This window comes from Janthinobacterium sp. 17J80-10, from assembly GCF_004114795.1.
Lineage (GTDB): Bacteria > Pseudomonadota > Gammaproteobacteria > Burkholderiales > Burkholderiaceae_D > Paucimonas.
Window position 1 is genome coordinate 1,109,036 of the sequence record NZ_CP035311.1, and the last position, 14,761, is coordinate 1,123,796.

Sequence of the window (14,761 nt, forward strand, 5' to 3'; positions counted from 1 at the left end):
CATAGCCATTTTCTCTCCCGGGAAAGTTTGTCCTCCGTCACATTATTCGTCGAAAGCGGACAATCTATTGAAGCGTCGAAATTTTTGCATATTTTCACTTGAGGCAGCGCAGCGGCGCAGCGTCGTTGCAAGGATACATTGCAACGACGATAAACCTCTTCCTCAAGCAAACAGGCAGGAAGATCCACGCTTGAAAGGTAGTCTATGCCCCGTACCATACAGCCGCGCGACCTGATCGTCCTGAGCTTTGCTTTTCTCGGCGCCTGCGGGGGCGGTGCGGATGGCACGTCCGGATCCGATACCGCAGGAGGAACGACGCCTGCTCAGGCTGTGAATCCGCCGGGCAGCAGCACTGCCACCAGCGCCCCGGCGACGACAACCAGCTCTGCGGCAGGAACGACTTCCACCACCTTCCCGGATACCACGACCACGACAACCGCCAGCACGGCTGCGGTGACGACTACCAGCAGCCTGGTCTCCAGCACCACGACCAGCAGCAGCGTGGCCACGACCAGTAGCACCAGCAGCACCAGTACGACCTTTGCCACCACGACCACAACCGCTTCGAACACTACCACGACGGCCAATTCGAATCTGCCCCCGCTTTCGGGCACGCCGATCACGCTGGATGGCGGACCCAACGGCACGCTTGGCGTGCGCGCCTGGTCCGATGGCAATACCGGCAGTGGCGGCCAGGGAGCGCCAGCCGGCAATGCCAAATGCATTCCCTACGATGCTCTGGATACCAATTATTTTGTCCATGCCCATATATCGATTTTCCGTGACGGACAGCGCCTGGCTCTGCCGCAATACATCGGCATGGCGTCGACATGTCTTTACGAAATTAATACCGACAACCTGTCCGGCGTCGTTGACGCGTTTTCCAGCGCATACAAGCGCCTGACGCTGGGCGATCTTTTTGCCGTCTGGGGGCAAGCGCTCACCTGGAATAACATTGCCGGCTTCAGCGGACAGCCTGTCGTCATTTATGTGGAAGACAATGGCGTCCTGAAGCAACATGCTGGCGATCCGGGAGATATCGAACTCCTGTCCAAGCGCTCCATCACGATCCAGATCGGTGCGCGCCTGACCGAGATTCCGGTTTATAAATGGGATAAGTATCTTGGCGAATAGACGAAAGCAAGCCGCCAGGTGGGTTGCCATGCCGTAATGCGGGATATTTGAAAAAAAGAAACACTCTCCATTCAGACATTTGTTGGTTCTATTTAATTTGCTTATACTAAATGTCCTTTTATAAACTTTGAGGCGACAAATATGATCCGTTCCATGCTGACTATCGCTGGTTTGACCGCAGCCCTCGTCCTGACAGGTTGCGCATCGCAACCTGCCGCACCGGTTTCCAAGGAAGCCGCTGCCGCGACTGCAGCCAGCGATGCCGCCTTGGCCGCCAAGCTGAAAGGTAACTGGGCTGGCGATTGGGCATTGCCGGGTTTTGGCAGTGGCAAGTTTGAATTGATCGTTGCCGACGTCAATGGCACTGATGTCAAGGGCAACGCGAACTGGTATGGCACGGCCGCTGGCGACACCAAGGCGCCGCTGACTTCGGCGACCGTGCAAAACGGCCAGCTGGTCGGCAAGCAAGGCACCGCAGTGATCAAGTTGTCGCTCAAGGGCGATAATGCCCTGTCGGGCACCTGGGAAAACGGCGGCTACAGTGGCCCGCTGAACGTCAAGCGCTAAGCACGGTTTGCCTGGGACTTCCGGTTCCGGGCCAGTAAAAAAGGGAGCCTCGGCTCCCTTTTTCTTTGCATGCGTGGTGCAACAAGCGCCAGCAATTCGCAGCTCTACAGTCAGGCCGGTGGCGAATTCTTTGGCAGCGCACTCTCGCGGCGGTTGAAGCCGGCAACCATATCGAAGCGGAACAGGCGGCATTCCAGCGCGCCATTGAAAAATGGCGTCTTGCGCGATTCTTTCAGACGCAGCAGCTTCGGCACGCCGAGGTCGGCGGTAAACAGGAAGACCGACCAGCCGGCGAAACGCTGTTTCAGGGTGGTGCCGAAGGCGCTGAAAAACGACTGCGCCATTTCATCGGTGGCAATCGTGCTGTCGCCGCGCACGCCGATCCGTTCACCATAGGGCGGGTTGGTCAGCAGAATGCCGGGCGTTTCGGTCGGCGGCTTGACTTCCTGTGCCTCGATCTGTTTCAGCGGCACCTCGAACTGGATGCCGGCACGCTGCAGGTTGTGGCGCGCCATGGCGATCATGTCGCCCGAAATATCGCTGCCGAAAATCGTCGGTGTCGCGGGCAGGGGACTGGGCTTGAAGCCGCCCTTCATCGCCAGCCAGGCGTCGGCATCGAATTCATGGAATTTTTCAAAGGCAAAGCGGCGGCGTGCCCCGGCCGGAATGCCGGCCAGCATTTGCGCGGCTTCCGCCAGGATGGTGCCGGAACCGCACATGGGGTCGAACAGCACCATGCCCGGTTTCCAGCCAGCCACGCGCAAGAGGCCCGCAGCGAGGTTTTCGCGCAAAGGCGCGTCGCCCGTATCCTCGCGCCAGCCGCGCTTGAACAGCGCTTCGCCGGACGTGTCCAGGTACAGCGTGAAGGTGCGCTGGTCGAGGAAGCCCGAGATGCGCATGTCGGGCGTCTTGGTATTGACCGAAGGACGGCTGCCGAACTGGTCGCGGAAGCGGTCGCACACGCCATCCTTGATCTTCAGGGTGGTGAATTCCAGGCTCGTGAGCGGCGACTTGATGGCAGTCAGGTCCACACGGATGGTGTGGTCGACATTGAACCAGTCTTCCCAGGGGGCGCCCAGGGCCAGGTCGTAGATGTCGTTTTCATTCTTGTAGCCGCAATGTGCAATGCGCAGCAGCACGCGCGAGGCGATGCGCGAATGCAGGTTGATGCGCCAGGCGTCCGTCAGTTTGCCGGAACAGTGCACGCCGCCAGGCACGTGGTTGTGCACCTTCAGCGACGGGCTGTGTTCGGCAATTTCGCGCAGCTCCTCGGCCAGCGGCCCTTCCATGCCGCGCGGGCAGGGGCAGAAATAGGAGTAATTCATTGGGGAACCCTTTATCCGTAAGTATTGCTTGCCAATCGCCTCCCCCAGCGGGAAGGGCGACGTTTAAAACGGTTTGATGACGACCAGGAGCACTGCCGCCAGCAAGCCCAGTACCGGCACTTCATTGAACCAGCGGTACCATTTGTGACTGCGCTGGTTGGCGCCGCGTTCAAACTTTTTCAGCAGTGAACCGCAGGCGTGGTGGTAGCCGACCAGCAGCACCACGATCGCCAGCTTGGCATGCAGCCAGCCATTGCCCGGACCCTTGCCGATGCCGTAACCGAGCCACAGCCACAGGCCGAGCAACAGCGCCGGAATGGCGAGGATCGTCATGAAGCGGTAGAGGCGGCGCGCCATCAGCAAGAGGCGCTCGGTGGCGGCGGTGTCGCTGACTTCCGCGAGGTTGACGAAGATGCGCGGCAGGTAAAACAGCCCGGCAAACCACGAGGCGACGAAGACGATGTGCAGCGATTTCACCCACAGCATGGTCACACCCTCACTTCGCCGTGACCAAAGACGACGTACTTCAGCGATGTCAGGCCTTCCAGGCCGACCGGGCCGCGTGCGTGCAGCTTGTCGTTGGAAATGCCGATTTCGGCGCCAAGGCCATATTCGAAGCCGTCGGCGAAGCGGGTGGAGGCGTTGACCATCACCGAGGCGGAATCAACTTCGCGCACGAAGCGCATGGCGCGGCTGTAGTCCTCGGTGACAATGGCATCGGTGTGCTGCGACGAATACAGGTTGATATGGGCGATGGCTTCATCGATGCCGGGTACGATCTTCACGGCCAGGATGGCTGCCAGGTATTCGGTTTTCCAGTCTTCATCGGTGGCGGCTGCCAGGTGCGGATAGCCTTTGAGGACCGCGCGCGCTTCGTCGTCGCCGCGCAGTTCCACTTCCTTCTGCTCGTACAGTTTGGCCAGTTCCGGCAGCACGCGCGGGGCGATCTCGCGCGCGACAAGCAGGGTTTCCATGGTGTTGCAGGTGCCGTAGCGGTGGCACTTGGCGTTGAAGGCGACGCGCAGCGCCTTGGCGACATCGGCCTTGTCATCGATATAGACGTGGCAGATGCCGTCCAGGTGCTTGATCATTGGCACTTTGGACTCGCGCATCAGCCGTTCGATCAAGCCTTTGCCGCCGCGTGGCACGATGACGTCGACATATTGCGGCATGGTGATCAGTTCGCCCACGGCAGCGCGATCGGTCGTCTCGACAATCTGTACCGCATCGGCCGGCAGGCCGGCACCGGCCAGGCCTTCCTTGACCAGCTTGGCCAGCGCCTGATTGCAGTGGATTGCCTCGGAGCCGCCGCGCAGGATGGTGGCGTTGCCGCTCTTGATGCACAGGCCGGCCGCGTCCACGGTCACGTTCGGGCGCGCTTCGTAAATGATGCCGATCACGCCCAGCGGCACGCGCATCTGGCCGACCTGGATGCCGCTCGGACGGAATTTCATGCCGGAGATTTCGCCGATCGGGTCAGCCAGGGCGACGATCTGTTCCAGCCCTTCGGCCATGGTGTCGATGGCTTTGTCGGAAAGCGTCAGGCGGTCCAGCATGGCGGCGTCCATGCCGGCCGCGCGCGCGGATTCGAGGTCTTGCTGGTTGGCGGCGCGCAGGGTGGCGGCGTCGCGCCGGATGGCGGCGGCGATCAGGGTCAGCGCCTGGTTCTTGGCGGCGGTATCGGCACGCGCCATGGCGCGCGAGGCGGCGCGGGCACGCTGGCCGACGTCATTCATGTAGTGCTTGATATCCATGATGTTTGGATTCCGGTAAATATAGTGAAAATTCGTTTGTGACAGCTAGCGGCCGCGCGCGACTTTCAGGCCCAGCTGCAGCATCGCATCCCAGGCATCGCCGGCAAAGGCCTTGGCGCGCAGACCCTTGACCATCTTATCGATTTGCGCGGCTTCCTGCAGCGCAGCTTCCAGGGTGGCCATGCTGACGCGGCGCAAGGCTGGCTCCATCAGGCGCTCGCGCGGACCCCAGATGCGCAATTCCTTCAGCAGCATGCCGAGCGGGCGCCCCTGCGTTACGCCTGCCTTGAGCTTCAGCAGGGTGCGGATTTCCTCGGCCACCGCCCACAATACCAGGGGCAGCGCTTCGCCTTCCCCCTTCAAACCTTCCAGCATGCGTGCCAGGCGCGCGGCATCACCGGCCAGCATGGCTTCATTGAGCTTGAAGACATCGTAGCGGGCGACGTTCAGCACCGCGTCCTGGATTTGCTCGAAGCTGAGCTTTCCTTCCGGATAAAGCAGCGCCAGCTTCTGGATTTCCTGGTGCGCCGCCAGCAGGTTGCCCTCGACGCGCTCGGTGATGAAATCGATCCCCGGGCGGTCGGCGCTCTGCTTCTGTGCCGCCAGGCGCGACCCGATCCAGCCCGGCAACTGGTTGCGTTCCACCAGCGGGATGTCGATATAGATGCCGGCTTGCTGCAGGGCGCCGACCCATGCTGCCTTTTGTGTGGCCCAGTCGAGCTTGGGCAGGGTGATCAGGGTAACGTTGTCGGGCGACAGGCTCGCAGCATAGTTCTGCAGCGCCTGGCCGCCTTCCTTGCCGGGTTTGCCGGTGGGGATGCGCAACTCGATCAGCTTGCGGTCGCCGAACAGCGACTGCGACTGGTTGGCTTCCAGCAGTGCGCCCCACTTGAAGCTACGTTCCACCACCAGCACTTCGCGCTCGGAAAGTCCTTGCGCGCGCGCCGTCTTGCGGATGCGGTCGGCAGCTTCGAGCGCCAGCAAGTGTTCGTCGCTGGCGATCACGTACAGCGGCGCCAGCGGCTTGGCCAAATGCGCTTCCAGGGCGTCGATCCGCAGTTGCATAGGTCTTCTATTTTTCCAGTGTTGCCGGTTTTCCCTGTGTTGCAGGTTCTGCCGGCGCTGCCGGTGCTTCAGCACCTGGAGGGATTGCCGCCAGCCGTCGCAGGATCTGCTGCACCAGGTCCGAGCGCATGTCCTTGTACAGCATGGCTTTTTCTCCTTCCTTGGCGAGCACGGCGGCTTCGTTGAAGCTCATGTCGCGCTTGAGCGAGATTTCGGTCGTCGGCAACAACTGCTTGCCTCTGCCATCCCTGACGCTGAAGGAGAAATTGTAGAACAGCGAAAGTTCGCGGATACGCCCCTGGCTATTGATCGACAGGACCGATTCGCCCGCAGTTTCCGCCAGTGGAACCAGTACTGCCTCCGCAATATTTATATCGCTGACGACCGTCGTACTGCCGCTGGCGCTGATATAGCGCCGCAACTCGATTCCCAGCGGCGAGTTCGCCGCGAAGGCCATGTAAATCGTCTTGAACGGCAGGCTGCTTTCGCCGGCGCCGCGCAGGCGAAAGCCGCAGGCAGACAGCGCAGAGGCGCCGGCCAGGCTGGCCATGAGGGCGAGTGCGCTACGGCGCGAGATACGCATCTGTTTCTCCTCAGGCGACGATGTTGACCAGCTTGCCGGGCACGACGATGATTTTCTTCGGCGTGCCTTCAATGTATTTCTGCACATTTTCATTGGCCAGCGCTGCCGCTTCAATGGTGGCCTTGTCGGCTGCCTTGGCAACCAGGATGCTGCCGCGCAGCTTGCCATTGACCTGCACCATCAATTCGATTTCAGACTGTTCCAGTGCCGCCGGATCGACCTGCGGCCAGGGCGCATCCAGAATGTCGCCGTGTGCCTTGCCATAGCCAAGCTCCTGCCACAGCACATGGGTGACGTGCGGCGCGACCGGATTCAGGATGCGCAGGAAGATCGCCAGGGCTTCGGCAATCACGATATTGCTGGTATTGCTCTCATCCAGCTTGGCGCTTTCCAGGGTGTTCAGCATCTTCATGCAGGCCGACACCACGGTGTTGTACTGCAGGCGCTTGTAGTCGTGTTCGGCCTGCTGCAGGATCTTGTGCACTTCGCGCCGCAAGTTCTTTTGCGCGTCGGTCATGGAGTCCAGCGCGCCGGCGGAGGCGATGCGGTGCGACTGCGCATGGCCGTACGCCCACACGCGCTTGATGAAGCGGTGCGCGCCTTCGACACCGGCATCGTTCCATTCCAGGGTCTGTTCCGGCGGCGAGGCGAACATCACGAACAGGCGCGCGGTGTCGGCGCCGTACTGGTCGATCAGTTCCTGCGGGTCGACGCCGTTGTTCTTCGACTTCGACATCGTCGTCATTTCATACTCGACCGGGGTGCCGTCGGCTTTCAGCTTCCCGCCGATGATCTGGCCCTGCTCGTTGGTGATGACGTCGACTTCATGTTCCCAGTAATAATTCTTGCCGGCGTCGGCAGGCTTATGGAAAAACGCGCCCTTCAGCACCATGCCTTGCGTGAGCAGGTTGGTGAAAGGCTCGTCGATTTTCACAAGGCCCAGGTCGCGCATGACCTTGGTCCAGAAGCGCGCGTACAGCAGGTGCAGGATGGCATGCTCGATGCCGCCGATGTACTGGTCCATCGGCATCCAGTAATCGGCGCCGCCGGCGACCATCTGGTCGGGGTTTTTGGCGTCGCAATAGCGCATGAAGTACCACGACGAATCCACGAAGGTGTCCATGGTGTCGGTTTCGCGCCGCGCCGGCTTGCCGCAGCACGGGCAATCGACGTTCAGGAAGTCGGCGCGCTTGTTCAGCGGGTTGCCCGAACCGTCCGGCACGCAATCCTGCGGCAGCACCACCGGCAAGTCCTTTTCCGGCACGGGCACGGCGCCGCAGGCGTCGCAATGGATGATCGGGATCGGCGTGCCCCAGTAGCGCTGGCGCGAAATGCCCCAGTCGCGCAGGCGCCAGGTGGTTTTCTTTTCGCCGATGCCGCGCCCGGCCAGGTCGGCGGCGATCCTGTCGACCGCTGCCTTGTAATTCAGGCCATCGTACTGTCCCGAATTGATCGTCACGCCTTGCTGCTTGTCGCCATACCATTCGGCCCAGGTGTCGGTCGAATAGTCCTTGCCTTCGACGGCAACGACCTGTTTGATCGGCAGGCTGTATTTTTTGGCAAAAGCGAAGTCGCGCTCGTCGTGCGCCGGCACACCCATGACGGCGCCGTCGCCGTAGCTCATCAGCACGTAATTGCCGACCCAGACTTCGACCTTGTCGCCGGTCAGCGGGTGCGTGACGAAAAGCCCCGTCGGCATGCCTTCCTTCTCGCGCAGGGCGAGTTCGGCTTCGGTGGTGCCGCCTTGCTTGCATTCCTCGATGAAGGCGGCCAGCTTCGGGTTCGAAGCGGCAGCATGTGTAGCCAGTGGATGTTCCGCCGCCACGGCGCAGAACGTCACGCCCATGATGGTGTCGGCGCGCGTCGTAAACACGTACAGCTTGCCATCCTGGATCAGCTGGCCAGCGGTATCGGCGATGGCATGCGGGAAGGCGAAGCGCACGCCTTCGCTCTTGCCGATCCAGTTTTCCTGCATCAGGCGCACGCGTTCCGGCCAGCCCGGCAGCTTGTTGACCACGTGGTCGAGCAATTCTTCGGCGTACGCCGTGATGTTCAGGTAGTACCCCGGGATTTCGCGCTTTTCGACCAGCGCGCCGGTGCGCCAGCCGCGCCCGTCGATCACCTGCTCGTTGGCCAGCACGGTCTGGTCGACCGGATCCCAGTTGACGACCTGGGTCTTGCGATAGGCAATGCCCTTGTCCAGCATCTTCAGGAATAGCCACTGGTTCCACTTGTAGTAGGCGGGGTCGCAGGTGGCGATTTCGCGCGACCAGTCAACTGCCAGTCCCATCGCCTGCATCTGCTTTTTCATGTAGGCGATGTTGTCGTAGGTCCACTTTGCCGGCGGCACCTTGTTCTTCAGTGCGGCGTTTTCGGCTGGCAAGCCAAAGGCATCCCAGCCCATCGGCATCAGCACGTTGTAGCCATTCATCCGCAAAAAGCGGGTGAGCATGTCATTGATGGTGTAGTTGCGCACGTGCCCCATGTGCAGCTTGCCTGAAGGGTAAGGCAGCATCGAGCAGGCATAGAATTTCTTCTTGTCCTGGCCGTTCTTGTCCTTTGCGTGCTCGACGGCGCGATAGGCGTCGATGGCTTGCCAATGGTCTTGCGCCGATTTTTCGACATCGGCGGGGCTGTATTTGTCTTGCATGACGGATGGTAGGAAAAGGGGATATGAACCCGACATTATACTGGTTCGGGCAGGGCCTTACGAGGCGGCAAAACGACGGCAAGCCGCCGGAAAAACGTGAAATTGTCGGAAAATCAGCGCAATACCAGCTTCAAAGCCGGTTTTTCGCCGTAATCGGCATAGCGCTCGTTGATGCCTTCGATGCAAAAGCTCAATTCTTCGAGCAATTCCGGCGCCTGGGCGCGCAAGGCTTCTGCATTGCCAATTTCGATTTCCAGTACTTCATCCTCGGCGAGGTGAAAACGGGTCATGCCATCGTCGTCGCGCAGGTAGGAAAGGCAATCGACCCAGGCATCAAGATTGTTGCCATAAAAATCGGGAAAGCCGAAGGCATCACGGCATTGGGCATGAAAAGAAGGCCAGTCGGTAATGGTGGTGCCATCGAGGCGGACGTGGGCCATGGCTTATTTGGCCTCGACAGGCGTGGCGGCGCCGGGTTTTGGGTCGGTGACGAAGCCGAGCCGGGTCAAGCCCTTGCCTTGGGCCGCTGCCATGACTTCGGCGATGACTTCATAGCGGGTCGCCTTGTCGGCGCGCAGGTGTAATTCGGGCTGCGGTTTTTTGTCCGCTGCCTGCGCCAGGCGTGACTCCAGGTCTTCCCGGGTGACCGCGTCATTGCCCCAGAATATCTGTCCTGCGCTATTGATGGACAGGGAAATGGTTTCCGGCTTTTCCTGCGCGGCCTCGGATTGGGCGGCGGGCAAGTCCAGCTTGATGGCGTGGGTGAATAGCGGCGCGGTAATGATGAAAATGACCAGCAATACCAGCATCACGTCGACCATGGGCGTGACATTGATGTCCGACATGGGCGCTGCCTGCTGGTTCTGGTTGAATCCGCCGAAGGCCATTTTCTTGCCTCTATAGGGTTGCTTATTTGCCGACGCGTGCGCCGGTGGTCAGGTAGGCATGCAGGTCATGTGCAAAGCCATCCAGTTCCGCCAGGGTCAGGCGATTGACGCGGGTGAAGGCATTGTAGGCCAGCACCGCCGGAATCGCCACTACCAGCCCCAGCGCCGTCATGATCAGCGCTTCGCCAACCGGCCCGGCGACCTTGTCGATTTGCACCGTGCCGGTGGTCGAGACCGCCATCAGCGCATGGTAGATGCCCCAGACGGTACCGAACAGGCCGACGAAGGGGGCGGTGGAGCCGACCGACGCCAGCAGGGTCAGGCCGTTTTCCAGGCGGGCGGCGACACGGTTGATTTCCTGGCGCAGGGTCCGGGTGATCAGCTCGCCCGGGTCGGTGTGGGCATTCAGCGAGCCGCCCTGGGTGCCGACGCTGGCTGCCTGGGCACTTTGGGCGGCCAACGGCGTGTAGACGTTTTCCGGGTCGGCGGCGCGGATCAGGCTGATGGCGTCATTCAGGGTCGGGGCGCTCCAGAAGGCTTCCAGGGTGCGGGCGCTTTTGCGGATGCGCCAGGAAGTCCATGCCTTGGAAAGGATGTAATACCAGCTGGCGACCGACATCAGCAGCAGGGCATAGGCGACCGCATGGGAAACTGCATCGCCCTGCGCCCAGTAATGCGCGAAACCGAGAGTGGGAGTGGTTGGGTTCATAAATTAATTAACGCAGGCCGAGTACATCCTGCATGTCGTACAGGCCGGTGGCCTTGTCCGCCAGGAAGCGCGCAGCACGCAGGCTGCCATGCGCATAAGTGACCCGGCTGGAAGACTTGTGGGTAATTTCGATGCGCTCGCCGATGCCGGCGAACAGCACCGTATGGTCACCGACGATATCGCCGCCGCGAATGGTGGCAAAACCGATCGAGGACGGGTCGCGCGGGCCGGTGACGCCTTCGCGGGCGAACACGCCGACGTCCTTCAGGTCGCGCCCGAGGGCTTCGGCGACCACTTCGCCCATCTTCAGCGCGGTGCCGGAAGGCGCATCAACCTTGTGGCGGTGGTGCGCCTCGATGATTTCGATGTCGTAGCCTTCGGAAAAGCTCTTTGCCGCCATTTCCAGCAGTTTCATTGTGACGTTGACGCCAACGCTCATATTGGGCGCGAACATGACTGCCGTCTTTTGCGCCGCAGCGGCAATCGCGGCCTTGCCGGCTTCGTCAAAGCCGGTCGTGCCGATGATGACCTTGATGCCGTGGGCGGCGCAGTATTCCAGGTGTTTCAGGGTGCCTTCGGGGCGGGTGAAGTCGATCAGGTAATCGGCATTCGCCAGGCCTTTGGCCAGGTCCGATTCGATGATCACGCCGCAGGGCTTGCCGGCAAAGGCGGTGGCATCACTGCCGGTATTCGGGCCGGGGATGTCGAGGGCACCGGCCAGAACGGTGTCGCCGGCTTCCTGCACGGCTTCGATCAGCATGCGGCCCATGCGGCCGGAGGCGCCTGCAATGGCGATTTTCAATGGATTCATGAGGCTAAACCAGATTTATTGGCAATATGTTATTTGCTTGCTTTGGGTGCATCGGGCTTGGAACCGGCGATCAGGGACAGGTAATCCTGCTCGTTGGGCAAGCTGCCTGCATCGATTTTGGCGACGCGGTTGTCCTGGAAATGCACGGCGATGCGGCTGCTGATGACGTCGCCGCTGCCCTTTTGCATGCGGAAGACATAATCCCAGCGGTTGGCATGGAACAAATCGTTCAGCAAAGGTGTGCCCAGGATGAAATGCACCTGTTCGGGCGTCATGCCGGTCTTGAGTTGCGAGAGTTGTTCCTGCGAGATGAAATTACCTTGCTGAACGTCGATCTTGTACGGGGAGAGAATCCCGAACAGGCGCTTTTGCTGGGTAGTCTGTACGCCGGTCGCAGCTGGCGCGGGCGCCGGGGCTGCCGCCGTTTGCGCGGGTTGGGCAGCGGGCGTGGCTGGCAGCACCGGTACGGCGGACGCGGTTGCGGGCGTTGCCGGGGGTGCAGCTTTCGCTGCCGCAGCCGGTTGTGCGGCCGGTGCAGTCGCAACCGGTTCGTCCATCAGGGGATTCTTTGAGGCGCACCCGATCAGGGCGCTTGCCGCGACCAGGCACAATGCGCGGGACAAGGCTGAGGCGGAGGGCATTACGGAAAACGGCAGGCGCATAAATATAGAGTCGTGATCGATTCGGGAAATTTTTGCAAAAACACTATATGATAAAGCAGTTCTCACCTTCCAACCATAAACATGCCGAACAATCCTTCCGACTTGAAAGCCAGCGGCTTGAAAGCCACTTTGCCGCGCCTGAAAATTCTGGAAATTTTCCAGAACAGCACGGTGCGCCATCTGAGTGCGGAAGACGTCTACAAGGTTCTCCTGGCCGATAACATGGATGTCGGCCTGGCAACCGTCTACCGCGTCCTGACCCAGTTTGAGCAGGCCGGACTTTTGCATCGCAATCATTTTGAAACCGGCAAGGCGGTCTTCGAGCTGAATGCGGGCTCGCACCATGATCACCTGGTTTGCCTGGATTGCGGCCTGGTCGAGGAATTCTTTGACGAGGAAATCGAGCAGCGGCAGCAGAAAATTGCCGCCGAGCGCGGTTTCAAGATTGCCGAGCATGCGCTGGCGCTGTATGGCCATTGCACCAAGGAGAGTTGCCCGCATCGCGGGCGATAGTGAATCAATGTTGGCTGAGCGCGTTCGACAGCAGCTTGGCCGTGATGTCGACGATCGGGATCACCCGTTCGTAGGCCATGCGCGTGGGGCCGATCACGCCCAGCGTGCCGATGACCTTGCCATTGGCTTCGTAGGGCGCTGTCACCACGCTCATTTCCTCCATCGGCACCAGTTGCGATTCGCCGCCGATGAAGATCTGCACGCCCGTGGCATTGCTGGAGATATCCAGCAATTGCATCAACCCGGTCTTTTGCTCGAACACGTCAAACAGCTTGCGCAGCGACACCATGTTGGACGACAGGTCCGACACCGACAGCAGGTTGCGTTCGCCCGAGATCACCACGTCTTCGCCTGTATCGGCCATGGCATCGCTGCCGGCTTCCACCGCCGCCTGCATCAGGGCGGTCATGTCGTCGCGCAGCTGGCGCAGTTCGCCCTTGAGGCGCAGGCGCACATCGTCGAAACTCATGCCGCCATAATGCTGGTTGATGTAGTTGGCCGCATGTGTCAGTTGCGAAGGGGTGTAATCGACCTCGGTCAGCAGCAGGCGGTTTTGCACCTCGCCATTGGGAGCCACGATTACCAGCAGGATGCGTTTTTCCGACAGGCGCAAGAAATCGATTTGCTGGAATACCGATTCATGGCGCGGCGTCAGCACCACCCCGGCGAATCGCGACAGCGACGACAGGATCTGCGCCGCGTTGGCCATCAGCTTTTGCTGGGAATGGCTTTGCAGGCGCGACTGCATCTGGGATTCCAGGCCCGACTCGTCGATGGTTTGCACGGTCAGGAGGGTGTCGACAAACACCCGGTAGCCGCGCGGCGTCGGCACCCGGCCTGCAGATGTATGGGGACTGGCGACAAAACCCATTTCTTCCAGGTCTGCCATGATGTTGCGGATGGTGGCCGGCGACAGCTCCAGTCCGGAAATCTTTGACAACGCGCGTGAACCGACAGGCTGGCCATCCGCTATATAGCGTTCCACCAGGGCTTTCAACAGCGTTCGTGCTCGGTTATCAAGTTGCATGGAAGTATTTTAACCAGCGCTTTTTCGCCAGGCTAGAGTCTGATTGGCATGATTGTGGTATTTCGGAGGGCTTTCCGGTAAACCGCTTCATGTTACGGTAAATGGGTTCTTGTCTGGCATCTTTCAAGACTTGCCATAAATATGGTCTAATCCGCATCATGCCTTATAACAAGTTCTTATCTTCGGCGGTCAAGACTATCGCCATCGTCGGCAAGCCCATGGCGGCCGGCATCGGTGATTCCTTGACTGAAATTGCCAATTTTCTGACCAATGTCGGACATAAAGTCGTGTTCGAGGCAGAAACCGCGCGCAATATCGCCGTCGATAATGCCATCGCACTTACTCCTGAGCAAATCGGACAGCAAGCCGATGCCGCGATCGTGGTCGGCGGCGATGGCACCATGCTTGGCATCGCCCGGCAACTGGCGCCGTACAATGTTCCGTTAATCGGCATTAACCAGGGGCGCCTCGGTTTCATGACCGATATTCCGGTCGACCGCATGATGCCTGTCCTGGAAGACATGCTTGCAGGAAAAATTGAATCCGAACAGCGCAGCTTGCTGGAAGGCGAGGTGGTGCGTGGCGATGCCATCATTTTCACCGGCCTGGCCTTCAACGATGTGGTGGTGGCGCGCGGCAGCGGCGCCGGCATGGCGGAATTGCGCGTCGATGTGGATGGCCACTTCATGTATAACCAGCGCTCGGACGGCTTGATCGTGGCAACCCCGACTGGTTCCACGGCGTATGCCCTGTCGGCCGGCGGCCCCTTGCTGCACCCCAACCTGAGGGGCATTGCCATGGTGCCGATTGCGCCGCATGCACTTTCCAACCGCCCCATTGTCTTGTCGGATACCAGCGAGATCGTGATTGAAATCGTCAACGGTCGGGATATCAGCGTCAATTTTGATATGCAAACCTTCGCCAGCCTGCAGCACCGTGACCGCGTCGTGGTGCGCCGTTCGCGCCATGTCATTACCTTCCTGCATCCGGTCGGCTGGAGTTACTACGACACGTTGCGCGAGAAGTTGCACTGGCATGAATATCCTTCCGCGGAAGGGAAGTTAAAATAAAATC

16 protein-coding genes are annotated in these 14,761 nt (G+C 60.4%); 4 read left to right on the plus strand and 12 right to left on the minus strand.

Annotated elements, in window-relative coordinates:
• Positions 1–204: 204 nt before the first annotated feature.
• Both EKL02_RS04985 and EKL02_RS04990 read left to right on the plus strand, forming a co-directional pair.
• A complete protein-coding gene (locus EKL02_RS04985) occupies positions 205–1,134 on the plus strand; it encodes a hypothetical protein (RefSeq protein WP_128901014.1) in 930 nt (309 codons plus the stop codon).
• Positions 1,135–1,287: 153 nt separating this feature from the next.
• Positions 1,288–1,701 (plus strand): hypothetical protein, encoded by a 414-nt coding sequence (locus tag EKL02_RS04990; RefSeq protein ID WP_128901015.1) that lies wholly within the window; start codon positions 1,288–1,290, stop codon positions 1,699–1,701.
• Positions 1,702–1,811: 110 nt separating this feature from the next.
• Here the strand turns inward: EKL02_RS04990 and EKL02_RS04995 are convergent, their stop codons facing one another.
• The 11 genes from EKL02_RS04995 to EKL02_RS05045 all read right to left on the minus strand — a co-directional run bounded on the left by EKL02_RS04995 (position 1,812) and on the right by EKL02_RS05045 (position 12,126).
• Positions 1,812–3,026, minus strand: a complete 1,215-nt coding sequence (locus EKL02_RS04995) for a class I SAM-dependent RNA methyltransferase (protein ID WP_128901016.1) — start codon at positions 3,024–3,026, stop codon at positions 1,812–1,814.
• A gap of 63 nt (positions 3,027–3,089) precedes the next feature.
• Positions 3,090–3,512 carry a CopD family protein gene (locus EKL02_RS05000; RefSeq protein ID WP_128901017.1) on the minus strand — a complete coding sequence of 141 codons (423 nt, stop codon included), beginning with the start codon at positions 3,510–3,512 and terminating at the stop codon, positions 3,090–3,092.
• Positions 3,513–3,514: 2 nt separating this feature from the next.
• A complete protein-coding gene (locus EKL02_RS05005) occupies positions 3,515–4,780 on the minus strand; it encodes a glutamate-5-semialdehyde dehydrogenase (RefSeq protein WP_128901018.1) in 1,266 nt (421 codons plus the stop codon).
• A gap of 45 nt (positions 4,781–4,825) precedes the next feature.
• The gene (gene holA, locus EKL02_RS05010) at positions 4,826–5,845 is read right to left on the minus strand and encodes a DNA polymerase III subunit delta (protein WP_128901019.1); all 1,020 of its coding nucleotides are present in this window, start codon (positions 5,843–5,845) and stop codon (positions 4,826–4,828) included.
• A 7-nt stretch (positions 5,846–5,852) separates the two neighbouring features.
• Positions 5,853–6,428: an LPS assembly lipoprotein LptE gene (lptE, locus tag EKL02_RS05015; RefSeq protein WP_128901020.1), complete on the minus strand. Its 576-nt coding sequence runs from the start codon at positions 6,426–6,428 to the stop codon at positions 5,853–5,855.
• A gap of 10 nt (positions 6,429–6,438) precedes the next feature.
• Entirely contained in the window at positions 6,439–9,078 is a 2,640-nt protein-coding gene (gene leuS, locus EKL02_RS05020; RefSeq protein ID WP_128901021.1) for a leucine--tRNA ligase, read from the minus strand.
• A 113-nt stretch (positions 9,079–9,191) separates the two neighbouring features.
• Entirely contained in the window at positions 9,192–9,518 is a 327-nt protein-coding gene (locus EKL02_RS05025; RefSeq protein ID WP_128901022.1) for a barstar family protein, read from the minus strand.
• Positions 9,519–9,521: 3 nt separating this feature from the next.
• Positions 9,522–9,965 (minus strand): biopolymer transporter ExbD, encoded by a 444-nt coding sequence (locus EKL02_RS05030; RefSeq protein WP_128901023.1) that lies wholly within the window; start codon positions 9,963–9,965, stop codon positions 9,522–9,524.
• A 22-nt stretch (positions 9,966–9,987) separates the two neighbouring features.
• On the minus strand, positions 9,988–10,674 hold the full coding sequence (locus tag EKL02_RS05035) for a MotA/TolQ/ExbB proton channel family protein (RefSeq protein WP_128901024.1): 687 nt from the start codon (positions 10,672–10,674) through the stop codon (positions 9,988–9,990).
• Between the two features lie 7 nt (positions 10,675–10,681).
• Entirely contained in the window at positions 10,682–11,485 is an 804-nt protein-coding gene (gene dapB / locus EKL02_RS05040) for a 4-hydroxy-tetrahydrodipicolinate reductase (RefSeq protein ID WP_128901025.1), read from the minus strand.
• 29 nt (positions 11,486–11,514) lie between these two features.
• Positions 11,515–12,126 (minus strand): outer membrane protein assembly factor BamE, encoded by a 612-nt coding sequence (locus tag EKL02_RS05045; protein ID WP_241687784.1) that lies wholly within the window; start codon positions 12,124–12,126, stop codon positions 11,515–11,517.
• Between the two features lie 102 nt (positions 12,127–12,228).
• On the opposite strand from EKL02_RS05045, the gene fur reads away from it, so the two are divergent.
• Entirely contained in the window at positions 12,229–12,660 is a 432-nt protein-coding gene (gene fur / locus EKL02_RS05050; protein WP_128901027.1) for a ferric iron uptake transcriptional regulator, read from the plus strand.
• Between the two features lie 4 nt (positions 12,661–12,664).
• Here the strand turns inward: fur and hrcA are convergent, their stop codons facing one another.
• Complete coding sequence (gene hrcA / locus EKL02_RS05055; protein WP_128901028.1) at positions 12,665–13,687, minus strand: heat-inducible transcriptional repressor HrcA; 1,023 nt, start codon at positions 13,685–13,687, stop codon at positions 12,665–12,667.
• A gap of 158 nt (positions 13,688–13,845) precedes the next feature.
• On the opposite strand from hrcA, the gene EKL02_RS05060 reads away from it, so the two are divergent.
• A complete protein-coding gene (locus EKL02_RS05060) occupies positions 13,846–14,757 on the plus strand; it encodes an NAD kinase (protein WP_128901029.1) in 912 nt (303 codons plus the stop codon).
• Positions 14,758–14,761 lie beyond the last annotated feature (4 nt).